The organism is Calidifontibacter indicus (genome assembly GCF_003386865.1).
Taxonomy (GTDB): domain Bacteria; phylum Actinomycetota; class Actinomycetes; order Actinomycetales; family Dermatophilaceae; genus Yimella; species Yimella indica.
The window spans coordinates 1,787,580-1,813,683 of sequence record NZ_QTUA01000001.1; the positions used below are offsets into that span (position 1 = coordinate 1,787,580).

Here is a 26,104-nt window from a genome sequence, read left to right on the forward strand (position 1 = left end):
GGGGGAGTTGAACGTGGCAGAACGGTTGATGCTGGCCGAGCGGGTGTGGCTGATGCTGGCGTCCGCGAACACCGGCCGTCCGCGAGAGATGGGCCTCGGAGTCGCGGCGACCGCGGCGGCGCTTCTCGACCTGCTCGACGCCGGTGCGGTCGAGAACATCGGGTCGCGAATGCGTCCGGTCGAGCCCGCACCGCACGACCCGTTGTTGCGGCAGGCATGGGAACGAGTCACGTCCACCGCCGACGGCGATCTGGTGCGAATCACGTACGCACTCAACGAGATCCACCCCATCTGGGACGACGTGGCCGAGTCACTGCACCGACGAGGGCTCACAACTCGGCGGAGCCGACGGGTGTTCCCCGATGAGTTCGGCTTCTCCGACCGGGGCCGTACCGTGCGCCGGGAAGTGGTCGAACGATGCCGCGTGGCACTGAGTGCTCCCGACCGCCTCGACCACGACAACCGCCTGTTGCTCATGGCGCTCTGGGCCGCCGACGGCGTCGAGACCGGACTCAGCGAGTCGATGTTCCTCACCGACCACTCGGTGCTCGCGCACGTCGAGGGGTTGTTCGACGACGACCCACTGGCGACCGCCCTGGCCGAGGCGATCGCGTACACGACGAGTGTCGTTCCGCTCCGGTTGATCTGGTGATCGTGGGGAACCTGATGATCGACCAATCTACGATGAACGACCCGAGTGGGGCGAAGGGGGCGCCGCGTCGTCGGTCACTGCTGCGCATGCTTGTGCAGGGGATCGTGGTAGTGGCCGCCGTGACGGCCGTGTTCATGCTCATCTGGCCGCGCGTTGACCCCGTGCGGTATTTACCACCTGGGATCGTCCTGGTGGGGATCAACCTTGCCGGCGAATGGCTCTACCGCTGGCGAAACGACGATCCCGATGTATGACGTCGACCGTGTTGTGGACCAGGGCGACGCGCTCGATGCGCACGGCTCGCGGGTGTGGCCGGCGCTCATCGCGCTCGGACCGCTCGGCGCGGGGATGCTCGGCATCGCATACCTCACAGAGGGGCGGTGGTTCCATGCCCTGATGAACCTGTGTTTGAGCGTCACGACTGCCGTGCAGGTCAGCGGGCTTTGGCGCGGGCTGCGGGTCGACGAGCGAGGTGTGCGCACGCTGGGCCGGTTCAGGCCGATTCCGTGGCATCAGATCGTTGCCGTCGAGGCGCGCAATTACGGCGTCGAGATCGAACTTGCGCGCAAAGGTCGGCGGGTGGCCACCGGGCTGCCGGAGCGTTTCCTTCCACGAGTCCTGGGGCTGCGCGCGGCGGACTTCGATCGCAGCGACCGCGCAGACCAGCGACCCGACCCGGCGCACAAACTCGCGTCGGACGCGACTTACTCGCCGGTTCGGCGCGATACGCCCGAGTAAGTCGCGCCTGACGCGACTCGGTGCGCAGTCGGGGTGTCGGGCGATGTGTAACCGCGGTCACGTCGGCGCAATAATGGGCACATGAGTGAAACCGCGGCCTCGAAGGTCAAGACCCAGTTGTTCATCGGCGGCGAGTGGCGCGACGCCGAAGGGGGACGAACGCTCGACGTGCACAACCCCGCGACCGAGGAAGTGCTCGCCTCGGTCGCCGACGCGTCCGTCGCCGACGGCGCCGCCGCCCTCAGCGCCGCCGCTGCGGCGCAAGCCGATTGGGCGAAGACCGCCCCGCGCGACCGCAGCGAGATGCTGCGCAAGGCCTTCGAGTTGCTGACCGAACGCGCCGACTTCTTCGCCGAGCTGATGACCCTCGAGATGGGCAAGCCGCTCGCCGAGGCCAAGGGGGAAGTGGTCTACGGCTCGGAGTTCTTCCGCTGGTTCGCCGAAGAAGCCGTGCGCATCTCCGGTCGCTGGTCGACCGCGCCCAACGGCGCCACCCGCCTGGTCACCATGAAGCAGCCGGTGGGGCCGTGCCTGATGATCACGCCGTGGAACTTCCCGCTGGCGATGGGCACCCGCAAGATCGGCCCGGCGCTCGCCGCCGGCTGCACGATGGTGGTCAAGCCCGCCGCCGAGACGCCGCTGACGATGCTCGCGCTCGCCGAGCTGGTGCAGGAGGTGGGGGTGCCTGCGGGCGTCCTCAACGTGATCACAACCTCCGACTCCGGTGGCGTCATGGAGCCGCTGATCCGCGATTCGCGCGCCCGCAAGCTCACCTTTACCGGTTCCACGAACGTGGGACGCAACCTGGTCGAACAGTCCGCCGAGCAGCTGCTGCGTGTCTCGATGGAGCTCGGTGGCAACGCGCCGTTCATCGTCTTCGACGACGCTGACATCGACAAGGCGGTCGAAGGCGCGATGCTCGCCAAGATGCGCAACATCGGCGAGGCCTGCACCGCCGCCAACCGGTTCTTCGTGCACGAGTCGGTCGCCGCCGAGTTCAGCAAGAAGTTCGCCGAGAAGATGGCCGAGATGACCGTCGGCAACGGCATGGACGACGGTGTCACCGTCGGCCCGCTGATCACCGCGAAAGCCGTCGCGGGAGTGCAGGAACTGCTCGACGACGCCACCTCGCGCGGCGCGAAGGTGGTCACCGGTGGCACGCCGGTCGAGGGCAAGGGTTTCTTCTTCACCCCGACCGTGCTCACCGACGTCCCCGGCGACGCCCGGATGGCCGCCGAGGAGATCTTCGGCCCGGTCGCCGGCATCCAGACCTTCACCGACGAGGACGACGTCATCGCGCGCGCCAACGCTACCGAGTTCGGACTTGTCGGGTATTTCTTCACCCAGGACTTCTCCCGTGCCATCCGGGTGAGCGAGGCGCTCGAATACGGCATGGTCGGCGTCAACCAGGGCATCGTGTCCAACCCGGCCGCTCCGTTCGGCGGTGTGAAAGCGTCGGGCTTCGGCCGCGAAGGCGGTTTCGAGGGCATCGAGGAGTACCTCGAGACGAAGTACGTCGGGCTCGCTCTCTGACAGACGCACCGCGACACAGCACCGACCGCCGTCCGTGACAGCACGGGCGGCGGTCGCTCGTCTGTAGCGGCGTCCTCGCCTTGGCGCCTGGGGATAACTCGAACACGATTCGCCCGATCGGCCTACTGTCCCTTCCCATCCGCACGAGAGGGGACCCCGCATGAGCTACACCGTCGATCCCGACGACCTGATCGCCAATTCGCGTGCGCTGCAACGCTCCACAAACCTTGTCGGCCGGGTTCCGATCGCGGTGCGGTTGGCGTTACTGACCGTGGGCGACACCTGCGGCGACAGTGCGGCGGGCGGGCTCGCGAGCAATCTCGCGGTGAAGTGGCAGCTCGCGCTCGGCATGCTCGTCGACGGGGGAGCCAGCCTGGTCGAGAGCCTCGGCACCGCCGGCGGCGCGTACAGCCACAACGAACGCGTTGTCGTCACCGCGCTGAAGGTCGCCTCGTGACCACACCGATCACCGGCGACCCCACCGCGCTGCGCCGCGCCGCGGGGTCGATCGAAGCGGCCGCGGCTGATCTGGCGACCCACCGCGGCGACAGTCGCCGCGTGCGGCACGCCGCGCTCGCCCAGTGGGACGGCAGCGCGTCGATGGCCTTCGGCGGCACGATGGCCACCTACGGCATGGACGTCGACCGCAACGCGTCCGCGCTGCGCGCCCTGGCCGGGGCGGTGCGCACCTTCGCCGACGATCTCGAACGGCACCAGGGCGAAGACCGCACCTTGCGCAAGCAACTGTTGGGCGCCGACCACCACGTGCGGGTGTTGCGCCGCGAGCAACGGATCGCCGCCAACCCGGTCACCGCCGCACAGACCGACAACGACCTGCGCGATGCGCTGAGCCGCATGCGCGCCACCCGCAACGCCCACGACGCACTGTGGACCCGCCACCGCCGCAGCCTCGTCACCTTCCGCGCGGCACTCGACCGCACCCACCCGCCCGAACGGTTGTGGCACGAGGGCGCCCGACGCATCGGCCTGGCGAAGACGACCGTCACCGCGCTCGGCAAGGGCAAAGCGGTTGTCACTGTCTTGCGTTTGGAACGCAAACCCGTGCTCACCGAGAAGCAGGCGACCAAACATGCGGCGGCCAGTCGCAAACTGCAGCGCGGGATCCTCGGCGGGCTCGCTGACAAGAAGTGGGTGAACAAGCTCTCCGGCGGCGCCGTCGAGAAGGGCCTCGCACTCGCGGGGCCGGCGGCCAATCTGTACTTCCTCTACGAGTCGGTGAAGCCGGGCTGGAAGGACCTCAGAACCGGCGGCGGCTACACCGGCTGGCGCGATGTCGGCACCCGAGTGGCCGGCATCGCACAGATGTCCGGTGTCGTGCTGGTGCGGTTCCCTTACACCCGGGTCGCCGGGGCGACCGCGATCGGTGCGTGGATCGTCTGGAAGAGCGCGAACTCCATCCACGACAACGACGACTGGATCAACAAGGAACTGCCCAAGGTCATCAATGACCAGATCGACCAGAACGTGCCTGCCGCACCGGCGCTGCGTGCCGCCGCCCGCAAGGTGGGCTCGCTCGGTCCCTACTACGGTCGCGCCGAGATCGACCCGGCGCTGCGCCGCAGGATCGCCGAGTTGCCGCCGCCGCAGCCCGCGCCGTACAACCCGGTCTTCCATCCCGACATCCGCGGATTCACCCGGTCGATGCAGTACGGACCGCCCGCGCCTATGTCGCCCTGGGTGCACGAACGTCGACGCCAGGTGGTCACGCCGTGAGCGTCACTGCGACCTCAACACCCCGGTTGCGGCTCACCGACGAGGAGCTCGTGCTGCTCGGAGCGGAGCACCCTGCCGTCGAGCTGCCGTTCCTCGCTGGACTTAAGGAGTCCGAACGCTCGGTGGCGATCGCGGTCGCCTACCGCTCGCTCATCTCGCACGACGCCGTCGGCGACGACGGTGCGATCCGGGTGCCGGGTCATCTGCTCGATCTCGTGCAGGCCCGGCAGGACGCCGAGACGGTGTTCGCGCTCACCGGCACCGACCTGCGGCGCGAGTGCTGGACCGGCCGCTACCTCATCGGTATCGACGACCTGCTGCTCGTCGAAGACGTCGGGTCGGACGGCCTGCACACCTTCCAGTTCGTCGAACCGCACACTCTCCCTGGCCTTGTGCACGACTGGGTCGCCCCACTGGAACCCATTGCTGCCCAAGGAGGTCCGATTCCGGTCTCGCGGCTGGGGGAGCCCTGGGGCGAGCTGAGGTTTCGCCTCGACGCCACCGTGCACCGCCGCGGCCGGCCGCGCGGACGGCTGATCGGGGCGCTCGGCGGATCGGCCGGCACCTGGCTGACCGACGTCGAACCCGGCACGCCCGGCGAGATCGAACTCGAACCCACCGACCTCGACGGGTTGGTGCGACGGTTGCTCTCGCTCGCGCCGTCCGCGGTGCTCGCCGGGTGCACGGCGGACGCCGGGCACGGCGCGGCACAATGACCGCGTGACCTCACCACGCACCGTCGCCCTGCTCGGCTCCACCGGCTCGATCGGCACCCAGGCGTGTCAGATCGTCCGCGACAACCCCGACCGGTTCACGATCGTCGCGCTCAGCGCCGGCGGATCCGACTTGGAACTGCTCGCCCGCCAGGCCGTCGAGTTCGAGGTGCCGTTGGTGGGGGCGGCACGCGGCGACCGTGACGATCTGGTCGGTTTGATCCTCGAAGTGATGCGGACGACGGGCAAGAAGCTCACGCCCGAGGTCGTGGTGGGGGAGCGCGCCGCGCAGATCGTGGCCGGCTGTGGCGCCGACGTGGTCGTCAACGGGATCACCGGTTCGATCGGGTTGCGCCCCACGATCGCGGCGCTGGAAGCCAAGTCGACGTTGGCGCTGGCGAACAAGGAGTCGCTCATCGTCGGTGGCCCCGTGGTGAAGGCGTTGGCTGCACCCGGTCAGATCGTGCCGGTCGACAGCGAACACAGCGCGATCGCGCAGTCGCTGCTCGCCGGCAGGCGCTCCGAGGTGCGCAAGCTCGTGGTCACCGCCAGCGGCGGGCCGTTCCGCGGCATGGTGCGCGACGACCTGAAGAAGGTGACGCCCGCCGAAGCACTCAAGCACCCGAACTTCGCGATGGGCAAGGTGATCACGACCAACTCGGCCACCCTCGTCAACAAGGGGCTCGAGGTGATCGAGGCGCATCTGTTGTTCGACGTGCCGATCGACGACATCGACGTCGTCGTTCACCCGCAGCAGTACATCCACTCGATGGTGGAGTTCGTCGACGGCGCCGTCGTCGCCCAGATCGGGCTGCCCACGATGATGGTGCCGATCGCGCTCGGCATGGGTTGGCCCGACCGGGTGCCCGACGTCGAGACGCCGATCGACTGGACCAAGGCGTCGACCTGGCAGTTCGCCCCGCTCGACGACGAGGCCTTCCCGGCCGTGCAGCTCGCCCGCACGGTCGGCCGGGCCGGCGCGACGTACCCCGCCGTCTACAACGCGGTCAACGAGGAGTGCGTCGAGGCCTTCCACGCCGGCCGCATCGCGTTCACCGACATCGTCGACACCGTCGCCGAGGTGGTCGACGAACACACCCCGGACGCGGGCGATCTCACCGTCGAGCAGGTGCTCGCCGCCGAGACCTGGGCGCGCGGTCGCGCGGACGAGTTGCTCGCCCAGCACTGATCCGACCGTTCGCCGCAGGGCACGCACAACCTCGCGTGAGACACTTCCGCGCGTGATGTTCCTGCTCGGCGTTCTGTTCATGGTGCTCGGTGTCGGGGCCTCGATCGCCCTGCACGAGATCGGCCACCTCACCCCGGCCAAGAAGTTCGGGGTGAAGGTCACCCAGTACATGGTCGGCTTCGGGCCGACGCTCTGGTCGAAGCGCAAGGGCGAGACCGAGTACGGCGTGAAGGCGATCCCGCTCGGCGGTTACATCCGGATGATCGGCATGTTCCCGCCGCGGCCCGAGGACGAAGTGCTGCCCGACGGCACCGTGCGGGTGCGGGCATCCTCGACCGGCCGGTTCAGCCAGATGGTCGACGAAGCGCGGAGCGCCGCGTACGAGGAGGTGTCGCCCGCCGACCGACACCGCGTCTTCTACGACCTGCCGACGTACAAGAAGGTCATCATCATGTTCGGCGGACCGTTCATGAACCTCGTGATCGCCGGCGTGCTGCTCACCATCGTCGCCTGCGGCATCGGCCTGCCCGCGGTGAAGGCGGCCAAGATCTACACCGTGCAGCCCTGCCTCACGACGACGGCGACCACGTGTGCCGAGGCCGACCGATCGCCGGCGGCCAAGGCGGGTCTGAAGGACGGTGACCAGTTCGTCTCGGTCGGTGGCAAGCCGGTTACCACCGGTACCGAGGCGATCAACACCATCCGTGCCCACGGCAACCAGCCCGTCGAGGTGGTGGTCCTGCGCGGCGGCCAGCAGGTGTCGATCACCGTCACCCCCGTGTTGAAGACGATGGACAAGATCGACGCCGAGGGCAGCCCCGTCCTCAACTGGAAGGGGCAGCGCGAGCGCGCCGAGGTCGGTGTCATCGGCGCGTCGATCGGTGCCGCGAAGGTCGTCGACGAACGCCGTCCGCTGACCGATGCACCCGCCATCACCTGGGACACCTTCGTCAAGACCGGATCTGTCTTCGTGAAGATCCCGCAGAAGATGGTCGGAGTCGTCTCCGCCGCGTTCGGCAGCGGTGAACGCGATGTCAACGGGCCGGTCTCCGTCGTGGGCGTCGGCCGCATCGCCGGCGAGGTGGCCGACATCCAGCAGATCACGCTGATGGACAAGTTCGCGATGCTGCTGATGATGCTCGCCGCGCTGAACATGGCGCTGTTCGTGTTCAACCTGGTGCCGTTGCTGCCATTGGACGGCGGCCACATCGCCACGGCGCTGTGGGAGGCGGTCAAGCGTCCGATCCAGCGCGCCCGCGGTGTCACCGGCCGCATCTACGCCGACGCGGCCAAGGGCATGCCGATCGCGTACGGCGTCTCGCTGGTGCTCATCGTGATGTTCGTGCTGCTGGCCTACGCCGACATCGTCAACCCGGTGAAGCTGGGCAACTGATGGTGGCTGCCGGAAAACGGGTGGTCGTGACGGGATGGCTTCGCGATCCCGGACTCGTCGCGTCGACCCCGCCTGAGGTGGAGACTGGTGCGCCGGAGCTGACCATCAGCCGTTCTGATTCGCCCCTCGAAACCCTTCGGAGTCTGCCCGTTCGACTGACCGGACGGTTGGTCGACGGCCGGCTGTCGGTCGAGTCGGCAGTCCACGATGAGCGACCGGACGCGTGGGATGCCCAGCAGGGCGGGGAAGGCGTAGACCTCGAGGTCGCCAACGCCGTCGCGCTCGAGGCACCGGCGGCGGACCAGTTGGTGAGCATCGGTGTCTCGCCGGCGGACGACGGGCATGTCGTCGTCGTACAACTCTCACACCCCGTGCCCGCCGTCGAGGAATGGGCGGCCGCCCAGGGACCGACGAAGGTGCGTGTCTTCGTCTTCGTGCGCGATCTGCTTGACGAGCACTGACTGTACGAGCGCACCGGGTGGCACGCGGATTCGGTTCGTGACCAGCGCGGGTTGATAATGGGCGACATGACCTCTATCCCGATCTCGCTCGGCATGCCTTCCGCCCCGGCCCCGGTGCTCGCACCGCGGCGCAAGACCCGGCAGATCAAGGTCGGGTCGGTCGGTGTGGGTTCCGATTCGCCGATCTCGGTGCAGTCGATGACCACGACGCCCACCACCGACATCAACGCGACCCTGCAGCAGATCGCCGAACTCACGGCCACCGGATGCGACATCGTCCGTGTTGCTTGCCCGAGCCAGGACGACGCCGACGCGCTGCCGGCGATCGCGAAGAAGTCGCAGATCCCGGTGATCGCCGACATCCACTTCCAGCCGAAGTACGTCTTCGCCGCGATCGACGCCGGCTGCGCGGCGGTGCGCGTCAACCCGGGAAACATCCGGCAGTTCGACGACAAGGTGAAGGAGATCGCCGACGCCGCGAAGGCGGCCGGGGTCTCGATCCGCATCGGCGTCAACGCCGGCTCGCTCGACAAGCGGCTGCTGGAGAAGTACGGCAAGCCCACCCCGGAAGCGCTCGTCGAGTCGGCCGTCTGGGAGGCGTCGCTGTTCGAGGAGCACGACTTCCACGACTTCAAGATCTCGGTGAAGCACAACGACCCGGTCGTGATGGTGAAGGCCTACGAGCTGCTCGCCGAGCGCGGCGACTGGCCGCTGCACCTCGGCGTCACCGAGGCCGGCCCGGCGTTCCAGGGCACCATCAAGAGCTCGGTCGCGTTCGGCTCGCTGCTGAGCAAGGGCATCGGCGACACCATCCGCGTCTCCCTGTCGGCGCCGCCGGTCGAGGAAGTGAAGGTCGGCAACCAGATCCTGCAGAGCCTCAACCTGAAGCCGCGCAAGCTCGAGATCGTGTCCTGCCCCTCGTGCGGTCGCGCGCAGGTCGACGTCTACACCCTCGCCGACCAGGTGACCGCCGGGCTTGAAGGCCTCACTGTGCCGCTGCGCGTCGCGGTCATGGGCTGCGTCGTCAACGGACCGGGCGAGGCCCGGGAGGCCGACCTCGGCGTCGCGTCGGGCAACGGCAAGGGCCAGATCTTCGTGAAGGGTGAGGTCATCAAGACCGTGCCGGAGAGCCAGATCGTCGAGACGCTCATCGAGGAGGCCATGCGCATCGCCGAGGAGATGGGCGAGCCGATCGACGAGGAGGGCGCCGGTTCGCCGACCGTCACCGTCGGCTGACCGTCTCCACCCGCCCGCTCACCCGCACACGCTGCGGTTCCCGGCAGACGCTGCTGTCGCAACAGCAGCACCTGCGGAGAACCGCAGCGTTTGCGGTTATGGCCGGATGCGGGTGAGCCAGGAGTCGCCGGTGCCGTCGAAGGGCGGACGGCGCTCACGCACCGCTGCGAGCACATCGCGGGCTGCCGCCTCGGTCGCCTCGACCAGGTCGGCGGGGTAGCCGAATTCGACTGTGTGATCGGCGAACTCGTCCTCGTCGTCGATGAACAACTCGCCGCTGAACCGCTCGACGACGTCGAGGTCGACATCGACCATCCGCGCGTGGAATCCCTCGGCGTCGTGCGACCACTGCACGGGAGTGGTGATGTCGACGTAAATGTGCGCCTTGAGCAGTCTCCCGGGGTCGGGTGCGTTGAAGCACGCCGCCCAACGAGCGCCCGGCGGCAGCAGACGGACCGTGTTGGTGCGCGCCACGACAGACATCCCCGGTCGGGCGAACGGAGTGCCCGCTTCCATGCCCAGCCACACGCCGAAGTCGTCGACCCCGAGCAGCGAGTAGTGCTCCTGCCAGTGCTCGCTGCCGTCGTACTTGCGGAAGTCGAGGTGCACCGGGGTGCCGATCGGCGTCTGTGCGTCGGGCTGAGCGGAGTCCATGACGGCCAGCCTACGAGGCAATCGATTGGTCACTCAGGCCAAATGCCCGCCTCGCGCCCTGCGCAATGGCAGGCTGAGGGGGTGCTTCGTACGTTTCGGCCGCCGGCCACGCTCAGGGCTGAGGACCTCGACGCCGCGCGGCGGCTGGTGGCGAGTGACCCGATAGCGAACGTCTTCGTCGGGGCGCGCATGGCGGCGGCCGGTTCGTATGCCACCCAGAACATCATCGCGATGACCGAGGGCCCGACCCTGCGGTCGATGTGCTGGACGTCGGCGAACGTCGTGCCGATCGGGGTGCACGAGAGCGAACTCGACGGATACGCCGCCCGGCTGCGTCGGCACCGTCGACGCAGCAGTTCGGTCTTCGGGCTCGCCACCCAGGTGCTGCCGCTCTGGGAGCGGCTCGAGAAGCATTGGGGCAGACCACGATCGGTGCGTCACGCCCAGCCGTTGATGGCGGCGACCGTCGACGACCTCAACGACGCGGTCGGGGCCGACCCGCGGGTGCGGCCCGCGGTGCTCGACGAACTCGACCTCGTCGTGCCCGCCGCTGCCCACATGTTCACCGGCGAGATCGGTTACCCGCCCTATTACGGCTCCGACCGGGAGTACCGCCGGATGGTGGCGGCGCTCATCCGGCAGGGCCACACCTACGTCATCGTCGAGGGCGGCCGCGTCATCTTCAAGGCCGACATCGGCTCTCTCGCGTTCGGGGTGGGTCAGATCCAGGGTGTGTGGGTCGAGCCGGCGTTGCGCGGGCACGGCATCGCCGCACCCGCGATGAAGGCTGTCGCGCAGCAGGTGCTCGCCGACCATGCGGGCACGGTGTCGCTCTACGTCAACGACTTCAACACCGCCGCGATCCGCACCTACGACCGCGTCGGGTTCAAGCAGCACGACACGTTCGCCACCGTCATCCTCTGACGACCGGCCGGCACACGGCTCAGCCGAGCTGGATGCTCGGCCCCTCGCCCGGCTCCCCACGGACGGCGACCGCCGGCGGACGGTCACCGCGGATCGACGCGACCATGTCGACCACCCGGCGGGTGGCCCGCACGTCGTGAGCGCGGAACACCGTGGCACCCGACCACGCGGCGACCGCGGTCGCCGCGAGGGTGCCCTCCAGTCGGTCGTCGGCCTGGAGGTCGAGCGTCTCGCCGACGAAGTCCTTGCGCGAAAGCGCCTGCAACACAGGGAATCCCAGCGCCACAACCTGACCGGTCGCACGAAGCACGGCCAGTGAATGAAGGGTCGTCTTGCCGAAGTCGAGGGTGGGGTCGACGAGCACCCGATCGGCCGGCACACCGGCCTTGAGCGCCCGGCGGGCGCCGTCCGCCAGGGTACGCAGCACCGACGCCACTGCGGCGTCGTCCTCGGCGGCCCGCCCGGCGCCCGCGGCCGCGTAACGGATGCCGACCGGGTCGGTGCGCGGCCGCAGCCCGCCGGTGTGCGAGACGACATATCCGGCGCCGAGTTCGGCTGCGACGGAAGCGAGTTCGTGGTCGTGTCCGGCCCAGGTGTCGTTCACGAGGTCGACATTGCCGGCCGCGGCCCGGGCCACCGATGACCGCCACGTATCCAGCGACAGCACCAGCTCCGGGTGGCGTTCGCGCACGGCTCGCAGGAACGGCACGACCCGCTTGATCTCGGCGGCGTCGTCGACCCAGTCGCCCTCCTGGCCGGCGCGCACCCCACCCACATCGACGATGTCGGCGCCGGCTTCGACCGCAGAATCGACCGCCTGCAGCGCCGACTCGAAGGACGAGTGGCGGTTGCCGGCCCAGAACGAGTCGGTCGTGCGGTTGACGATCGCCATCACCGCCGGGCGGGACGCGTCGAAGGTGTGGCCGCGCAGGCGCAAGGGGGCGGGGGAGTGGGAAGTCATCGCCGGATCAACCTACCCGGACACAGCGAACGCCCACCCGAAGACCGGGTGGGCGTTCGTCGGCACGACTTCAGCCGTCCAGCAAGGCCTGTCGACCGAACATCTCGGCCGCCTGGCGGGCGGTCGGGGTGCCGGCGTCGAGGTCGCTGCCGGCCTCGACGAGCAGACGCACGATCTCGCGTTCGCCCTTGAACAACGCGCCGGCCACGACCGACTGGTCGCGTCCGTTGCGCAGGTTCGGGTCGGCGCCCGCCGCCAACAACCGGCGGACGGTGTCGGCGTGACCGTGGTAGGCCGCGAGCATCAGCAGGGTGTTGCCGTCGCCGTCGACGACGTCGATCGGCAGGCCGTGGTCGACGAACTCCAGGAGTTCGTCACCGCGTCCGGCACGCGCCAGGTCGAGCGCGAGCGCAACGACGCGCTCGCGCTCTTGCGGCGTGAGTCCCCGCTGGCTCAGAGCAGGTCTCCGTCGAACTCCGGGCCGTACTCGAGGTCTTCGGTGCCGGCCTTCGGGGCCTCACCGGCGTTGAGCGCGTCGATCGCCGCGCGGACACCGTCACCGTAGGCCTGGTCGGCCTTGGTGCAGTTGCCGATGTGGCGCTCGATGGTCTCGGCCGAGGCACCGCTGATCGCGCGCGCGGTGTTCTCGAACAGGCGCTGCTTCTGCGCGTCGGTGAAGCTGCGGAACAACTGGCCCGGCTGGCTGAAGTAGTCGTCGTCGTCCTGGCGGAAGTCGAACCGGTCGGCGAGCGGGTCGATCTTCAGAGCCGGCTCGCGGAACTGCGGCTGCTCCTCCCAGCGACCGTAGCTGTTCGGGTTGATGCCCGGGGTCGGCTCGGCCGACAGACGCATCGCACCGTCGCGGTGGTAGGAGTTGACGTGCGGCGCGCCCTTCGGGGAGTTCACCGGGATCTGGTGGTGGTTGACACCGAGGCGGTACCGGGCGGCGTCACCGTAGGAGAACAGACGACCCTGCAGCATGCGGTCGGGGGAGAAGCCGATGCCGGGCACGACGTTCGCCGGGCTGAAGGCGGCCTGCTCGACGTCGGTGTGGTAGTTCTCCGCGTTGCGGTTGAGCTCCCACTCGCCCACCTCGATCAGCGGGTAGTCGGCCTTCGGCCACACCTTGGTGAGGTCGAACGGGTGGTAGGGCACCTTCTCCGCGTCGGCCTCCGGCATGATCTGCACGTACAGCTTCCACTTGGGGAAGTCGCCCTGCTCGATCGCCTCGAACAGGTCACGCTGGCTCGACTCACGGTCGGCCGAGACGATCGCGGCCGCGGCGTCGTCGGTGAGGTTCTTCAAACCCTGCTGGCTGCGGTGGTGGAACTTCACCCAGTAGCGCTCACCCTCCTTGTTGTAGAAGGAGTAGGTGTGGCTGCCGAAGCCGTTCATGTGCCGGTAGCCGTCGGGGATGCCGCGGTCGGACATCACGATGGTCACCTGGTGCAGTGCCTCGGGCAGGTTGGTCCAGAAGTCCCAGTTGTTCTCCGGGCTACGCATGTTGGTCTTGGGGTCGCGCTTGACCGCGTGGTTCAGGTCGGGGAACTTCAGCGGGTCGCGGAAGAAGAACACCGGGGTGTTGTTGCCGACGAGGTCCCAGTTGCCCTGGTCGGTGTAGAACTTCAACGCAAAACCACGGATGTCGCGCTCGGCGTCGGCCGCGCCGCGCTCACCGGCGACCGTCGAGAAGCGGGCGAACATCTCGGTCTTCTTGCCCACCTCGGCGAAGATGCTCGCGCCGGTGTACTTGGTGATGTCGTTCGTCACGGTGAATGTGCCGAACGCACCCGAACCCTTCGCGTGCATGCGACGCTCCGGGATGACCTCGCGGTCGAAGTGGGCGAGCTTCTCCAGGAACCACACGTCCTGCAGCAGCAGCGGGCCGCGGGCACCCGCGGTGAGGCTGTTCTGGTTTTCCCACACCGGTGCACCGGCGACGGTGGTCAACGGCTTGGTGTTGCCGGCGTCCTGCCGGGGTCCTTCGACGGTCATTCCATCTCTCCTTGGTTGCGCAATCGTGTTGCGGCAGTTGATAACTCGAGCGGATCAGGGGGTGTTCGACCTGCAGTCGGGGCAGAGCCCCCAGTAGGTCACCTCGGTCTCGTCGATGACGAACCCGTGGTCGTCGGGGGCGTCCATGCACGGCGCGCGGCCGGTGCCGCACTCGACGTCGGTGATGGTGCCGCAGTTGCGGCAGACCAGGTGGTGGTGGTTGTCGTGTGCCTGCAACTCGTAGCGCGCACTCGACCCGGCCGGCTCGAACCGGCGGATGAGCGACGCACCCTCCAGCGCGTGCAGCACGTCGTAGACGGCCTGTGTCGACACCGTGCCGATCGCCGCGCGCACCTGCTGTGCCACGGCCTCCGCACTGGCGTGCGGATGGTCGCGCAGCACCTCGAGCACGGTCACCCGCGGACGGGTGACACGCAACTGTGCATCGCGCAGCATATCGGTCGGGGTGGACATGACACGAACCTTTCAAGTTTTCTGGAATGAGTCAAGAATAAGTCCCGAGGCGTGGACGGCGCGGCGGGCAAATTACCCTTCGAAGGGTGAGCACCGATGTCTTCCAGCGCAACCCGATCAACCAGCCGCGCCCGCTCGTCGGGCACAACGGCGTCCGGGGCGATGCAGGTCTCGTCGCCGCGGTGCGCGCCCAGGCCGGCGAGCAGGCTGACGCGCTGCTCGACTCGCTCGACGAACTCGGGCTCGAGGCGGGGTCGGCCGAAACCCGCGAGCACGGGATGCTCGCCAACGAGCACCCGCCCGCACTGCGCCCGGTCGACCGGTTCGGCACCCGCATCGACGAGGTGGAGTTCCACCCCAGCTGGCACCACATGATGAGTCGCGGCATCGCCCACGGTCTCGGCGCGACGCCGTGGGTGAGCGACGAGCCGCTGCCGCACCTGCGCCGCGCGGCCGGCTACATCGCCTGGACCCCGCTCGAGCCGGGCCACGGGTGCCCGATCACGATGACGTACGCCTCGGTGCCGGCGCTGCGCTCCGACGACGCGCTGGCCAAGGAATGGACCGACCTCCTGGCCTCGACCAGCTACGACTTCGGGCTGCGCGAACCGCACACCAAGCGCGGCCTGCTCGCCGGCATGGGCATGACCGAGAAGCAGGGTGGGTCCGACGTGCGCACCAACGTGACCCGCGCCGACCGCCAGGACGACGGGTCGTACCGGCTCACCGGGCACAAATGGTTCACCTCGGCGCCGATGAACGATCTGTTCCTCGTGCTCGCACAGGCGCCCGACGGACTCAGCTGCTTCGTGTTGCCGCGGGTGTGCCCGGACGGTTCGCGCAACGACGTGCGCATCGTGCGGCTCAAGGACAAGCTCGGCAACCGCTCGAACGCCTCCAGCGAACTGGAGTTCCACGGTGCCTACGCGATCCGGCTGGGCAACGAGGGTGCCGGCGTGCTCACGATCATCGAGATGGTCGCCGCGACCCGCCTCGACTGCGTGTTGGGGTCGACCTCGTTGATGAGACGCGCTGTGGCAGAAGCGAGTTGGCACGTCTCGCAGCGAGCGGCGTTCGGTGCGACGCTCATCGACCAGCCGGCGATGACCAATGTCGTCGCCGACCTTGCGCTCGAGGCCGAGGCCGCCACCCACCTCGGGCTGCGCCTCGCCCGCGCCGTCGAGGCGCCGCACGACGACCAGGAGAAGGCGCTGCGCCGGATGGCCCTGCCGCTGGCGAAGTTCTGGGTGTGCAAACGCACCCCGACGGTGACCGTCGAGGCGATGGAGTGCCTCGGCGGCAACGGTTACGCCGAGGAATCGGGCATGCCGCTGCTGGTGCGCGAGAGCCCGCTCAACTCGATCTGGGAGGGCAGCGGCAATGTCAACGCCCTCGACCTGCTGCGCGTGCTGGCGCGTTCGCCCGAGGCAATCGAGGCTTGGCGCGCCGAGGTGACGCTCGCCGCCGGGCAGCACGCCGCGCTCGACCGCGCCGTCGACGCGGTGCTCGCCGACCTCCACGCGGCCGCCGCCGACCTCGGCAGCGCCGAGGGCCGGGCCCGCTCGCTCACCGCGCGGATGGCGGTGCTGTTGCAGGCCTCGCTGCTGGTGCGTCACTCCACCCCGGAGGTGGCCGACGCGTTCGTCGCCAGCCGGGTCGCCGGCCAGTGGGACGGCGTCTACGGCACCTTGTCGGCGTCCGCCGACGTGACCGCGATCGCCCGCCGCGCGCTGCCCGCCGACCCCGCCTGAGCCCACCGACCTCACCAGAATCCGCGTGAGTTTGTGGGGTTCGTACCGCGTACGAACCCCACAAACTCACGCGGATTCTCGTGCCTGTGGATGAGTGGGCAGGCACCTTGTCCGGGTACGCCAGGATCGGCGGCATGACTGGTCGCATCCCGGTACCTACAGGCCCGTTCAGCGTTCGGCAGGCGCGGGCGGCCGGGCTCAGCTCCGACCGACTCCGCGGCGGTGACCTCGTGTCTCCCTTCCGCGGTGTGCGGGCGGCCGCCGAGCCCGACTCTGCGCGCGCGGCCACGCTGGCCTACGCTCCGCGGCTCGCAGGAACTCACGCGTTCACGGGGCCGTCGGCTGCCGTCCTCTGGGGGCTGCCCATCCCGGCTCGCTCGGCTGGACCAGGCTTCGTCACGATCGCTGTCGCCAAGAGTCGAACCCGCTCCGTCGTGCGTGGGGTCATCACCCGTGAATTGAAGCCGGAGCTGTTCGACGTGGTCGAGCTGGATGGCACGCGGGTGACCACGCCGGCGCTCACCTGGTGCACGCTCGCACGTGAGTGCTCGTTGCGAGAACTCGTCCGGATCGGCGACGCGATGATCAGCACGAACGACGCGTACGTCGGCCGGCGGCCTGGGTTCGTTCCGGTGCCTGTCGCGGATCTGCTGGCGGCCGTGCGTCGGTGGAAGGGCTGCGTGGGCGTCGGGAAGCTGCGCCTGGCAGTCGAACTGCTCCGACCGGGCGTGGCCTCGCCGCCGGAGTCCGACCTGCGGATGGTCCTCGACGACGCGGGGTTCCCCGATTTCGAGGTCAATGCGGATCTGTGGGACGACGACGGCACCTTCCTCGCGCGTCCCGACCTGCTGTTGCGTGAGCTGAGGCTGATCGTTGAGTACGAAGGGGACGGCCACCGCACCGATCAGCAGCAGTTCCGCAAGGACATCACGCGCATCGCCCGGCTCGAGAGCGAGAACTACACCGTGGTGCGGGTGACCGCTGACGATCTCTATCGCGCGCCCGACGCACTGCGGACGCGTATGTGGAAGGCCTTCGACCTCGCAACACTGCGCTCCGGCCTCGAATCCGCGTGAGTTTGTGGGGTTCGTACGCGGTACGAACCCCACAAACTCACGCGGATTCGAGGGTGGCGGCGCGGCCGTTAGGCTGTGCGCGTACCCCACGAACCCCGAGGAGATCAGCCCGTGGCCATGCGTATGTCGACCCTGTTCCTGCGAACCCTGCGCGAGGACCCGGCCGATGCGGAACTGCCGGGTCACAAGCTGCTGGTGCGCGCCGGTTATGTGCGCCGGGTGGCGCCCGGCATCTACACCTGGCTGCCGCTCGGCATGAAGGTGCGCGCCAAGGTCGAGGCGATCGTGCGCGAGGAGATGAACGCGATCGGCAGCCAGGAGGTGCTCTTCCCGGCGCTGCTGCCGCGCGAGCCCTACGAGGCGACGAACCGGTGGACCGAGTACGGCCCCAACCTGTTCCGCCTGCAGGACCGCCGCGAGACTGACATGCTGCTCGGCCCCACCCACGAAGAAATGTTCTGCCTCGCGGTGAAGGACATGTACTCCTCGTACAAGGACCTCCCGCTGTCGCTCTACCAGATCCAGACGAAGTACCGCGACGAGGCGCGTCCGCGGGCGGGCATCCTGCGCGGCCGTGAGTTCGTGATGAAGGACTCCTACTCCTTCGACATCAACTCCCAGGGTCTGCAGAAGTCGTACGACGCGCACCGCGACGCCTACATCAAGATCTTCAACCGGCTCGGCTTCGAGTACGTCATCGTGCAGGCCGACTCCGGCGCGATGGGCGGATCGGCGTCCGAGGAGTTCCTCGCGGTCAGCGAGCACGGCGAGGACACGTTCGTGCGCGACGACTCCGGCTACGCCGCCAACGTCGAGGCCGTCGAGGTGCCCCAGGCAGCCCCCGTCGAGATCACCGCCGGACCGGCGCACGTCGAGGACACCCCCGACACCCCGACCATCGAGACGCTGGTGAACGCGCTCAACGCCGACCACCCGCGCGCCGACGGCCGTGCGTGGACCGCCGCCGACACCCTCAAGAACGTCATCGTGATGCTCGCCCACCCCGACGGCACGCGCACCCCGCTGGCGATCGGTGTGCCCGGCGACCGCGAGGTCGACGCCAAGCGCCTGGAGACCAAGGTCGCTCCGGCCGAAGTCGAGGCCTTCGAGGAGAAGGACTTCAAGGAGTACCCGATGCTGGCCAAGGGCTACATCGGCCCCGGCGTGCTCGGCGAGGAGAAGGCCAGCGGCATCCGCTACCTGCTCGACCCGACGATCGCGCAGGGATCGGCCTGGGTCACCGGCGCCGACGAGCACGGCAAGCACGTCCTCGACCTGGTGTACGGCCGCGACTTCACCGCGGACGGCACCATCCAGGCCGCCGAGATCCGCGAGGGCGACCTCGGACCGAACGGCAAGGGCCTCACCCTCGCGCGCGGCGTCGAGATGGGCCACATCTTCCAGCTCGGCACGAAGTACGCCGAGGCGCTCGGCCTGAAGGTGCTCGACGAGAACGGCAAGCTCGTCACCGTCACGATGGGCTCCTACGGCGTCGGCGTCACCCGCGCGGTCGGCATGATCGCCGAGGACAACCTCGACGAGCTCGGCCTCATCTGGCCCCGCGAGGTTGCTCCGGCCGACGTGCACGTCGTCGCCACCGGCAAGGACGACGCGGTCTTCGTGAAGGCCGCCGAGATTGTTGCCGAGCTCGAGGCCAAGGGCCTGGAGGTGCTGTACGACGACCGGGTGAAGGTGTCGCCGGGTGTGAAGTTCAAGGACGCCGAACTCATCGGTGTGCCGACCATCCTGGTGCTCGGGCGCGGACTCGCCGACGGTGTGGTCGAGCTCAAGGACCGCCGCAGCGGAGACCGGCGCGAGGTTGCCGTCGACGACGCGGTGGCCGAGGTGCTGCGCGAGGTCGGTCAGCACGACGTCGCGCAGGACGCGTGACCGCTCCGGCCGCTTGCGTGCGACCCGAGGCGGTCGCCCTCGATGAGGTCGCCCGACACATCGCCGGCCACATCGGTCGGCACATCGCAGGGTGCCGCTGATGGGTGACATCAGCACCACCGTCTTTATCCTGTTGGTGCTCGCCGCGCTCACCGCCGGCTGGGTCGACTCCGTCGTCGGCGGTGGGGGACTGGTGCAGTTGCCCGGGCTGCTCATCGCGTTCCCGTCGGCGGCGCCGGTGCATCTGCTGGCCACCAACAAGATGGCCTCCATCGCCGGCACCACCGTCAGCAGTGTCACCTACTGGCGCCGGGTCAGACCCGACCCGAGGACGGCGCTGGCGCTCGCCGTGCCGGCGTTCGCGGGGTCGCTGCTGGGCGCGCTGATCGCGTCCCACCTACCGCGCAGCGCGTTCAACCCGGTGATCCTGGTGGCGCTCATCGTCGTGATGTTCTACACGCTCGCCAAGCCGGCGATGGGTCAGACGACGGCGCTGCGGTTCACCGGCCGCAAGCACGTCGCGCTCGCCGGCCTCGCCGGATTCCTGATCGGCATCTACGACGGCGCGCTCGGCCCCGGCACGGGGTCGTTCCTGGTGTTCGCACTGGTCGGCCTGCTCGGCTACGCCTTCCTCGAGGCATCGGCAAAGGCGAAGATCGCCAACTTCGCCACCAACCTCGCCTCGCTGGTCATCTTCATCCCGCAAGGCGCGGGTTTCTGGAAGCTCGGTATCGCGATGGCCGCGGCCAACATGACCGGTGGCTATGTCGGAGCGCGCACCGCGGTCGCGGCCGGCGCCAACTTCGTCCGGATCGTGTTCGTCGTGGTGGTCAGTGCCTTCATCCTGCGCATCGGCTACGACGTGCTCACCCAGTTCGGGGTGCTGTGAGCCGGCTGGGCGGCGCACACAACGAGATGACGTACGGTGCCCGAGAACCGACGACGGGAGAGCGATCGATGACCGCGCGCAGCACGGAACGTGCCACCGAGCCCGGCCTCCGGCGCACCGGTTGGGCCGACTGGGTCGGCCTGTGGTGCCGCCTGCTGCTCGGCGGCGTCATGCTCTACGCCGGCCTCACCAAGGCGACGAACATCCCCGAGACCCAACAGGCGACGCGGGCCTACCAGTTGCTGCCCTACGACCTCGCCAACGCGTGGGGCGCGATGATGCCGTTCGTCGAGATCGTCGTCGGGTTGCTGCTCATCCTCGGCCTGATGACGAGACTGTCGGCGGTCATCGCAACGCTGCTGATGATCGCGTTCATCATCGGGATCGCGTCGGTCTGGGCGCGCGGCATCAAGATCGACTGCGGCTGCTTCGGTGGCGGCGGGGCGACGGCCGACCCGAAGTACTTCCAGGAACTCCTGCGCGACGTCGCGCTGCTTGCCCACGGACTCTGGCTGGTCGTCCGGCCGGGGTCGCGGTTCTCGCTCGACCGGAGACTGTTCGGCTGAGTCATCGGGCCCGGCCGACGCGCCCCGCGTGTAACGACTAGGCTCTGTAGTAGTTATCGATCTGTCAAAGGAACTCGCATGCCTCGCCCGGACGCATCCACCAAGCTCGCCGCGACCAAGCCGAAGGACAACGGCAAGCTTCAACTCTGGATCGCGGTCGGGTTGGTGCTCGCCTTGGTCGTCGGTGGGTTCGCCGCCGTCATCCTCACCAACTCGGGCAACAGCACCACCAAAGCGACCGGCCCGGCGAACTCCATCAGTGACGGCAACGGCCTGCAGGTCTACCCGGGCAAGGCGAAGGCCGCAGTGCCCGACGTGCAGTTGTACGTCGACTACCAGTGCCCGATCTGCAACGAGTTGGAGAAGGCGAACGGCGAGCAGATGATGCAGATGGCGCAGGCGGGTGACATCAAGCTCACCGTGCACGTGATGTCGTTCCTCGACAACAACCTCGGCAACAACTCCTCCAAGCAGGCCGCGAACGCCGCGTTCTGCGCCGATGATGCCGGCAAGTTCCCGCAGTTCCACACCGAGCTGTTCAAGAACCAGCCGGCCCAGGAGGGTGCCGGCTATCCGACCTCCATCTACCAGACGGTCGCCCAGAAGGTCGGTATCACCGGCACGGCGCTGAACACCTCCAACACCTGCGTCAAGGACGACAAGTACAAGAGCTACGTGACCGCGACCGAGCAGCGCAGCGGCAAGAACGGCGTCAACGGCACGCCGACCCTGATCGTCAACGGGCACAGCACCGCCAACGACAACACGGCGTTGACGCAGCTGACCCAGCAGCAGAACTCCTTCAAGACCGTCGTCGAGCAGTACGCGAAGAAGAGCTGACGGTCAGTCGGTCGGTCAGTCGGTCATCGCCTTCGCGACGGTGACCATCCGGGTGACCCACTCGGGTGAGTCGGCGCCCCACAGCGCGTTGACCACCACCCGCACGAAGGTCCAGGCCGCCGCCCGATCCTCGTCCAATCCTGCGCTCTCGCAGACCAATCCGAGTCGTAGCCGCAGGTGAGTGCGAGGGTTGTGGGCGGCGCGGGTGAGCTCGGGCAGATTCCACAGCACCGGTGCCACGGCGAATTCCCACTCGCCGGCGAGGGCCTTCGGGTCGATCGCCAGCCACGGTTCGCGATCGGCGGCGAGCACATTGGTGAAGTGCAGGTCCTGGTGCACCAACGAGCGGTCGAGGTCGTCGCCGGCGAGGTGACCGAGCAGGGCGGCGGCTTGTTCGGTGAACCGGCGGGGCACGTTCGGTGATCCGTTCCGACACAGGTCGGCCCAGCGGGGCGCGAGGTCGCTGAGTCGGTCGAGTTGGGGCAGCGCCGCACGATCGAGTCGCGCCATCAGCCCGCCGATCACCTCGCACCCCTCCAGCACGGAGACGGTCGTGAGGTCGCGGTTCTCCAAGCGCTCCAACAGCAGCGCCCAGCGTCGTGGGTCGGCCCGCAGCAGGCGGACGGCGCCGATGCCGTCCCACGCGCGCAGCGCCAGGTGTTCGGTCGCGGCCTCCGCGTGCGGCCAGGTGAGTTTCAGGACGGCGTCGCCGTCGGGCCCGGTGACCGGCAGCACCAGCGCGCACTCGCCGTACATCGGGTCGCCGGTGACCCGCAGGTGCCAGTCGTCGAGCACGTCGGCGGCGAGGGCGGGCAGGCGCCGCAGCCAGTCGTCGCCGCTGACGGTCGGTTCGGGAGCGCGTCCGGCGATCCGTTCGGCGAAGGGCGCCGGCACCTCGATCGCGGCGATCACGGGGTCTCCACCCTGTTCACGTGGCCGCTGGCGCTCAACGGAGCCCGAGGAAGGTGTCGGGTGCCTGGCCCCACTGCCACCCCGCGGCGGTCAGATCTCCCCACAGTTGCACCAGTCGGGTCGCCGCGCCCGTGGTGGTGGCCGTGCCCGACTGGGCGGCAACCGCGGTGGCGCAGTCGTGCACGAGCCGGGCCATGGTCGTGCGGGTGTGTGCCGGGTCGTCGGTGCCGCTGGGCAGCGCATAGCTGAGTTGCTCGGGCTTCGCCGCGGTGCCGGCCTCTGTGCCGAGGCGCATCCGCTCCGCGGTGAGCAGCGAGAGCAGGGTCGAGAGTTCGGTGCGGTCCTTCGCCGCGGTCTTGGCGATCAGCGTCTCGGCGACGTAGACCGCCAGACGCACCGGCTCGAGCACCGCGGCGGCGGATGCGCTCGGCAGGCCCACCGACACCGGCAGGTCGGTCGCTCCGAGCACCCGTGCGCCGCAGCGGTGTCCGGCAAGCGTGGCCAACAGTGCCGGGCGGTGTTCGCCGGTCGCGGCGGCGGCAGCCGCCACGGCGCTCGCGGTGAAGGCCGCGGTCTCGGTCGTGCTCGCCGGGTGGACGGTGACCGTGCTCGCGGTCGCGCCCGAGGAGGTGGCCGATCCGCCGGGCATGGAGGCGGACGTCGGCGCGGGGTCGGTCGTGACGGTGGTGGGTGCGGTGGTGCCGGCCTGCGGCGAACTCGTGGACGTGCTGCTGCTGGAGGATGTCGCGGGAGCGCTGATCTCGATTCCGGCGGACGCCGCGATGCGGGTCAGCCGGTCGGCCTGGTCGGTGTGCAGAGCACGCAACGGCGCCGTCCACGCGGCCGGGTCTTGACCGGCGAGCGCGCCGGCCACCTGTCGGAGCCTGGTGACGGTGTCCTGCATGACCGTGCTGTCGGCAGGCGGTGGCAGCGTGGGGATGCCGAGGATCTCGGGGGCGTCCCGCTCCACCCGGATGCCGCAGCCGGCGAGGGGGAGTGCCAACCCGGCGAGGAGGAGGGTCCGACGGGTCGGGTGGTTGGAGCGGCCGGGCATGGGCGCCAGTCTCGCACGCGCTCATCGGGGTGGCTGTCTCGCCGTCCGAGACTCAAGGGTGCATCATTTGGAGTTAATCAAAACCTAATGGACAGTTATGGATTGTGACCGCTGTGACGACGAAGAACGAAGGTCAGTGGGCGCTGCACCAGCGTGAGCCCCTGAACCACAACGAGGAGTTCAAGGCGCAGGACGACGCCTTGAACGTTCGTGCCCGGATCGAGCAGATCTACTCCCAGGAGGGCTTCGCCTCCATCCCCGGTGACGATCTGCGCGGTCGCATGCGCTGGTGGGGCCTCTACACCCAGCGTCGCCAAGGCATCCCGGGCGGCCGCACCGCGTCGCTGCCGCCGGAGGAACTCGACGACGAGTACTTCATGATGCGGGTGCGCATCGACGGTGGCGCCCTCACCACCGAGCAGCTCGGGGTCATCGGCGCGATCTCCACCGAGTTCGGTCGCGACACCGCCGACATCACCGACCGGCAGAACATCCAGCTGCACTGGGTGCGCATCGAGGACGTCCCCACGATCTGGCAGCGTCTCGAGGCCGTCGGCCTGCAGACCACCGAGGCCTGCGGTGACTGCCCCCGCGTGGTGCTCGGCTCGCCGGTCGCCGGCGTGAGCGCCGAGGAAGTGCTCGACGCCAGCCCGGCCATCGACGAGATCATCGCCCGCTACATCGGCGACCAGTCTATCTCCAACCTGCCGCGCAAGTTCAAGACCGCGATCTCCTGGCTGCCCGACACCGTGCCCGAGATCAACGACGTGTCGTTCGTCGGCGTCGTGCACCCCGAGCTCGGCCCCGGCTTCGACGTGCTCGTCGGCGGTGGCTTGTCGACGAACCCGAAGTTCGCACAGCGGCTCGGCGCGTTCGTCACCCTCGAGGAGGTCCCCGAGGTCTGGTACGCCGTCGTCCGCCTCTTCCGCGACTACGGCTACCGCCGGCTGCGGGCCCGTGCCCGGCTGAAGTTCCTCGTCGACGACTGGGGCGCCGCGAAGGTGCGCGAGGTCATCGAGAACGAGTACCTCGGCCGCGCGCTGCCCGACGGCCCCGCCGCGATCGTGGAGGAGACCCGCTACGACCACGTCGGCGTGCACGACCAGACCGACGGCAACAAGTACATCGGTTTCGCCCCGATCTCCGGACGCGTCAGCGGCGACATCCTGTCGCGCGTGGCCGCGCTCGCCGAGGGCGTGGGCTCGCACCGGGTGCGCCTCACACCGCACCAGAAGCTCCTCGTGCTCGATGTCGCCCCCGAGCGGGTGCAGCAGCTGATCACCCAGATGCGGGCCATCGGCCTCGAAGCCGAGCCGTCGCAGTGGCGCCGATACACGATGGCGTGCACTGGCCTGGAGTTCTGCAAGCTGGCGATCGTCGACACCAAGCAGCGCTCGATGGACCTCGTCGCAGAACTCGAGCAGCGCCTGGGACACCTCGACCTCGATGTGCCGGTGGCCATCCACCTGAACGGCTGCCCCAACTCCTGCGCCCGCATCCAGACCGCGGACATCGGTCTCAAGGGACAGATCGTGACGACGGCCGACGGCGAGCAGGTCGAAGGCTTCCAGGTGCACCTCGGTGGTGGGCTCGGCCTCGAACTCGGCTGGGGCCGCAAGCTGCGCGCGCACAAGGTGACCTCGGCCGAGCTCGGCGACTACGTCGAGCGGATCGTCGGCAACTTCGCCCGCGAGCGCACCGACCGCGAGCGGTTCGCCGACTGGGTCGCCCGCGCCGACGACGAGGCGTTGCGATGACAGTGCCCGTCGCCGAAGACCTCCAGCGCATCGCCGAGCAGGCCGCCGTCGAGCTCGCCGACGCGCCCGCGCAGGAGATCCTGCGCTGGGCCGGCGACACCTTCGGTGACGGCCTGGTGGTCGCCGCATCGATGCAGGACACCGTGCTGGTGCACCTCGCCTCGCAGGTGGTGCCCGGCGTGCAGGTGGTCTTCCTCGACACCGGCTACCACTTCCCCGAGACGCTCGCCACGCGTGACCGGGTGGCCCGGGAGTACCCCGTGCGGCTGCTCGACATCACCCCACGGCAGACCGTCGCCGAGCAGGACGCGCAGTACGGCCCGAAGCTGCACGACCGCGACCCCGACCTGTGCTGCGCCCTGCGCAAGACCCACCCGCTCGACGAGGCGCTCGACGGCCGGGCCGCCTGGGCGACCGGTCTGCGTCGGGCGGAGTCGGCGTCGCGGGCGAACACGCCGGTGGTCTCGTTCGACGACCGGCGCGACCTCATCAAGCTCGCGCCGCTGGCGGCGTGGACCGACGACGATGTCGACGCCTACGTGCGTGAGCACGACGTCATCATGAATCCGCTTCTGTCCCAGGGATACCCGTCCATCGGGTGTGCCCCGTGCACGCGTCGGGTGCTGGCGGGCGAAGACGCGCGCGCCGGCCGTTGGGCCGGCACGGGCAAGACCGAGTGCGGCATCCACACCGCCGGCTGACCCACCTGCAC

The 26,104-nt window shown here is 69.0% G+C and carries 27 protein-coding genes; 20 read left to right on the top strand and 7 right to left on the bottom strand.

What is annotated here, in order from left to right:
* The first annotated feature begins 13 nt into the window (after positions 1-13).
* From DFJ65_RS08520 to ispG, 11 genes are all read left to right on the top strand, one after another.
* Positions 14-652: a GPP34 family phosphoprotein gene (locus tag DFJ65_RS08520; RefSeq protein WP_147301358.1), complete on the top strand. Its 639-nt coding sequence runs from the start codon at positions 14-16 to the stop codon at positions 650-652.
* Positions 649-906: a hypothetical protein gene (locus DFJ65_RS08525; protein ID WP_115922656.1), complete on the top strand. Its 258-nt coding sequence runs from the start codon at positions 649-651 to the stop codon at positions 904-906. Before DFJ65_RS08520 ends, DFJ65_RS08525 begins: the two co-directional genes overlap by 4 nt.
* The gene (locus DFJ65_RS08530; RefSeq protein WP_147301359.1) at positions 899-1,390 is read left to right on the top strand and encodes a protein kinase family protein; all 492 of its coding nucleotides are present in this window, start codon (positions 899-901) and stop codon (positions 1,388-1,390) included. The genes DFJ65_RS08525 and DFJ65_RS08530 overlap by 8 nt, the downstream gene beginning before the upstream one ends.
* 81 nt (positions 1,391-1,471) lie before the next feature.
* Positions 1,472-2,923, top strand: a complete 1,452-nt coding sequence (locus DFJ65_RS08535) for an NAD-dependent succinate-semialdehyde dehydrogenase (protein ID WP_115922658.1) — start codon at positions 1,472-1,474, stop codon at positions 2,921-2,923.
* A gap of 160 nt (positions 2,924-3,083) precedes the next feature.
* A complete protein-coding gene (locus tag DFJ65_RS08540; RefSeq protein WP_115922659.1) occupies positions 3,084-3,380 on the top strand; it encodes a hypothetical protein in 297 nt (98 codons plus the stop codon).
* Positions 3,377-4,657 (top strand): hypothetical protein, encoded by a 1,281-nt coding sequence (locus tag DFJ65_RS08545; RefSeq protein ID WP_115922660.1) that lies wholly within the window; start codon positions 3,377-3,379, stop codon positions 4,655-4,657. Before DFJ65_RS08540 ends, DFJ65_RS08545 begins: the two co-directional genes overlap by 4 nt.
* Entirely contained in the window at positions 4,654-5,373 is a 720-nt protein-coding gene (locus DFJ65_RS08550) for a hypothetical protein (protein WP_115922661.1), read from the top strand. Before DFJ65_RS08545 ends, DFJ65_RS08550 begins: the two co-directional genes overlap by 4 nt.
* A 4-nt stretch (positions 5,374-5,377) precedes the next feature.
* Positions 5,378-6,559, top strand: a complete 1,182-nt coding sequence (gene dxr, locus DFJ65_RS08555) for a 1-deoxy-D-xylulose-5-phosphate reductoisomerase (protein ID WP_115922662.1) — start codon at positions 5,378-5,380, stop codon at positions 6,557-6,559.
* A gap of 55 nt (positions 6,560-6,614) precedes the next feature.
* Entirely contained in the window at positions 6,615-7,952 is a 1,338-nt protein-coding gene (locus DFJ65_RS08560) for a M50 family metallopeptidase (RefSeq protein ID WP_115922663.1), read from the top strand.
* A gap of 167 nt (positions 7,953-8,119) precedes the next feature.
* A complete protein-coding gene (locus DFJ65_RS17180) occupies positions 8,120-8,413 on the top strand; it encodes a hypothetical protein (protein WP_147301360.1) in 294 nt (97 codons plus the stop codon).
* A gap of 93 nt (positions 8,414-8,506) precedes the next feature.
* Positions 8,507-9,649, top strand: coding sequence for a flavodoxin-dependent (E)-4-hydroxy-3-methylbut-2-enyl-diphosphate synthase (ispG, locus tag DFJ65_RS08570; protein WP_211308512.1), 1,143 nt, complete (start codon positions 8,507-8,509; stop codon positions 9,647-9,649).
* A 96-nt stretch (positions 9,650-9,745) separates the two neighbouring features.
* On the opposite strand, the gene DFJ65_RS08575 is transcribed toward ispG, so the two are convergent.
* Entirely contained in the window at positions 9,746-10,303 is a 558-nt protein-coding gene (locus DFJ65_RS08575) for a ribonuclease FAU-1 family protein (protein ID WP_115922665.1), read from the bottom strand.
* An 81-nt stretch (positions 10,304-10,384) separates the two neighbouring features.
* Between DFJ65_RS08575 and DFJ65_RS08580 the strand changes: the two genes are divergently transcribed.
* Entirely contained in the window at positions 10,385-11,227 is an 843-nt protein-coding gene (locus DFJ65_RS08580) for a GNAT family N-acetyltransferase (protein ID WP_245950123.1), read from the top strand.
* 19 nt (positions 11,228-11,246) lie between these two features.
* On the opposite strand, the gene folP is transcribed toward DFJ65_RS08580, so the two are convergent.
* The 4 genes from folP to DFJ65_RS08600 form a co-directional block, all read right to left on the bottom strand.
* Positions 11,247-12,188: a dihydropteroate synthase gene (gene folP / locus DFJ65_RS08585; protein WP_115922667.1), complete on the bottom strand. Its 942-nt coding sequence runs from the start codon at positions 12,186-12,188 to the stop codon at positions 11,247-11,249.
* Between the two features lie 70 nt (positions 12,189-12,258).
* Positions 12,259-12,645, bottom strand: a complete 387-nt coding sequence (locus DFJ65_RS08590; protein ID WP_115922668.1) for an ankyrin repeat domain-containing protein — start codon at positions 12,643-12,645, stop codon at positions 12,259-12,261.
* Positions 12,642-14,183 (bottom strand): catalase, encoded by a 1,542-nt coding sequence (locus DFJ65_RS08595; protein WP_115922669.1) that lies wholly within the window; start codon positions 14,181-14,183, stop codon positions 12,642-12,644. Before DFJ65_RS08595 ends, DFJ65_RS08590 begins: the two co-directional genes overlap by 4 nt.
* Positions 14,184-14,237: 54 nt before the next feature.
* Entirely contained in the window at positions 14,238-14,657 is a 420-nt protein-coding gene (locus DFJ65_RS08600; protein WP_115922670.1) for a Fur family transcriptional regulator, read from the bottom strand.
* Positions 14,658-14,743: 86 nt separating this feature from the next.
* On the opposite strand from DFJ65_RS08600, the gene DFJ65_RS08605 reads away from it, so the two are divergent.
* From DFJ65_RS08605 to DFJ65_RS08630, 6 genes are all read left to right on the top strand, one after another.
* The gene (locus tag DFJ65_RS08605) at positions 14,744-16,408 is read left to right on the top strand and encodes an acyl-CoA dehydrogenase family protein (protein WP_115922671.1); all 1,665 of its coding nucleotides are present in this window, start codon (positions 14,744-14,746) and stop codon (positions 16,406-16,408) included.
* Positions 16,409-16,542: 134 nt separating this feature from the next.
* Positions 16,543-17,484 carry a DUF559 domain-containing protein gene (locus DFJ65_RS08610; protein ID WP_147301361.1) on the top strand — a complete coding sequence of 314 codons (942 nt, stop codon included), beginning with the start codon at positions 16,543-16,545 and terminating at the stop codon, positions 17,482-17,484.
* A 117-nt stretch (positions 17,485-17,601) separates the two neighbouring features.
* On the top strand, positions 17,602-19,374 hold the full coding sequence (locus DFJ65_RS08615; protein WP_115922673.1) for a proline--tRNA ligase: 1,773 nt from the start codon (positions 17,602-17,604) through the stop codon (positions 19,372-19,374).
* 100 nt (positions 19,375-19,474) lie between these two features.
* Positions 19,475-20,263, top strand: a complete 789-nt coding sequence (locus DFJ65_RS08620) for a sulfite exporter TauE/SafE family protein (protein ID WP_115922674.1) — start codon at positions 19,475-19,477, stop codon at positions 20,261-20,263.
* A gap of 68 nt (positions 20,264-20,331) precedes the next feature.
* Complete coding sequence (locus DFJ65_RS08625; RefSeq protein ID WP_115924209.1) at positions 20,332-20,829, top strand: MauE/DoxX family redox-associated membrane protein; 498 nt, start codon at positions 20,332-20,334, stop codon at positions 20,827-20,829.
* Positions 20,830-20,907: 78 nt separating this feature from the next.
* Entirely contained in the window at positions 20,908-21,669 is a 762-nt protein-coding gene (locus DFJ65_RS08630) for a DsbA family protein (protein WP_115922675.1), read from the top strand.
* 15 nt (positions 21,670-21,684) lie between these two features.
* Here the strand turns inward: DFJ65_RS08630 and DFJ65_RS08635 are convergent, their stop codons facing one another.
* On the bottom strand, positions 21,685-22,581 hold the full coding sequence (locus DFJ65_RS08635; protein WP_115922676.1) for an aminoglycoside phosphotransferase family protein: 897 nt from the start codon (positions 22,579-22,581) through the stop codon (positions 21,685-21,687).
* A 34-nt stretch (positions 22,582-22,615) separates the two neighbouring features.
* Positions 22,616-23,635, bottom strand: coding sequence for a hypothetical protein (locus DFJ65_RS08640; protein WP_115922677.1), 1,020 nt, complete (start codon positions 23,633-23,635; stop codon positions 22,616-22,618).
* 113 nt (positions 23,636-23,748) lie between these two features.
* Between DFJ65_RS08640 and DFJ65_RS08645 the strand changes: the two genes are divergently transcribed.
* Both DFJ65_RS08645 and DFJ65_RS08650 read left to right on the top strand, forming a co-directional pair.
* Positions 23,749-25,392, top strand: a complete 1,644-nt coding sequence (locus DFJ65_RS08645) for a nitrite/sulfite reductase (protein ID WP_245950125.1) — start codon at positions 23,749-23,751, stop codon at positions 25,390-25,392.
* Entirely contained in the window at positions 25,389-26,093 is a 705-nt protein-coding gene (locus DFJ65_RS08650; protein WP_115922679.1) for a phosphoadenylyl-sulfate reductase, read from the top strand. Before DFJ65_RS08645 ends, DFJ65_RS08650 begins: the two co-directional genes overlap by 4 nt.
* Positions 26,094-26,104 lie beyond the last annotated feature (11 nt).

What these genes read in the sequence shown, in the direction of transcription:
- DFJ65_RS08560 (WP_115922663.1), top strand. Translation starts at nt 6,615, where the DNA reads ATGTTCCTGCTCGGCGTTCTGTTCATGGTGCTCGGTGTCGGGGCCTCG.
- ispG (WP_211308512.1), top strand. Translation starts at nt 8,507, where the DNA reads ATGCCTTCCGCCCCGGCCCCGGTGCTCGCACCGCGGCGCAAGACCCGG.
- DFJ65_RS08650 (WP_115922679.1), top strand. Translation starts at nt 25,389, where the DNA reads ATGACAGTGCCCGTCGCCGAAGACCTCCAGCGCATCGCCGAGCAGGCC.
- DFJ65_RS08540 (WP_115922659.1), top strand. Translation starts at nt 3,084, where the DNA reads ATGAGCTACACCGTCGATCCCGACGACCTGATCGCCAATTCGCGTGCG.
- DFJ65_RS08625 (WP_115924209.1), top strand. Translation starts at nt 20,332, where the DNA reads ATGACCGCGCGCAGCACGGAACGTGCCACCGAGCCCGGCCTCCGGCGC.
- DFJ65_RS08610 (WP_147301361.1), top strand. Translation starts at nt 16,543, where the DNA reads ATGACTGGTCGCATCCCGGTACCTACAGGCCCGTTCAGCGTTCGGCAG.
- DFJ65_RS08575 (WP_115922665.1), bottom strand. Translation starts at nt 10,303, where the DNA reads ATGGACTCCGCTCAGCCCGACGCACAGACGCCGATCGGCACCCCGGTG.
- DFJ65_RS08535 (WP_115922658.1), top strand. Translation starts at nt 1,472, where the DNA reads ATGAGTGAAACCGCGGCCTCGAAGGTCAAGACCCAGTTGTTCATCGGC.
- DFJ65_RS08595 (WP_115922669.1), bottom strand. Translation starts at nt 14,183, where the DNA reads ATGACCGTCGAAGGACCCCGGCAGGACGCCGGCAACACCAAGCCGTTG.
- DFJ65_RS08600 (WP_115922670.1), bottom strand. Translation starts at nt 14,657, where the DNA reads ATGTCCACCCCGACCGATATGCTGCGCGATGCACAGTTGCGTGTCACC.
- DFJ65_RS08615 (WP_115922673.1), top strand. Translation starts at nt 17,602, where the DNA reads ATGCGTATGTCGACCCTGTTCCTGCGAACCCTGCGCGAGGACCCGGCC.
- folP (WP_115922667.1), bottom strand. Translation starts at nt 12,188, where the DNA reads ATGACTTCCCACTCCCCCGCCCCCTTGCGCCTGCGCGGCCACACCTTC.
- DFJ65_RS08620 (WP_115922674.1), top strand. Translation starts at nt 19,475, where the DNA reads ATGGGTGACATCAGCACCACCGTCTTTATCCTGTTGGTGCTCGCCGCG.
- DFJ65_RS08640 (WP_115922677.1), bottom strand. Translation starts at nt 23,635, where the DNA reads ATGCCCGGCCGCTCCAACCACCCGACCCGTCGGACCCTCCTCCTCGCC.
- DFJ65_RS08530 (WP_147301359.1), top strand. Translation starts at nt 899, where the DNA reads ATGTATGACGTCGACCGTGTTGTGGACCAGGGCGACGCGCTCGATGCG.
- DFJ65_RS08630 (WP_115922675.1), top strand. Translation starts at nt 20,908, where the DNA reads ATGCCTCGCCCGGACGCATCCACCAAGCTCGCCGCGACCAAGCCGAAG.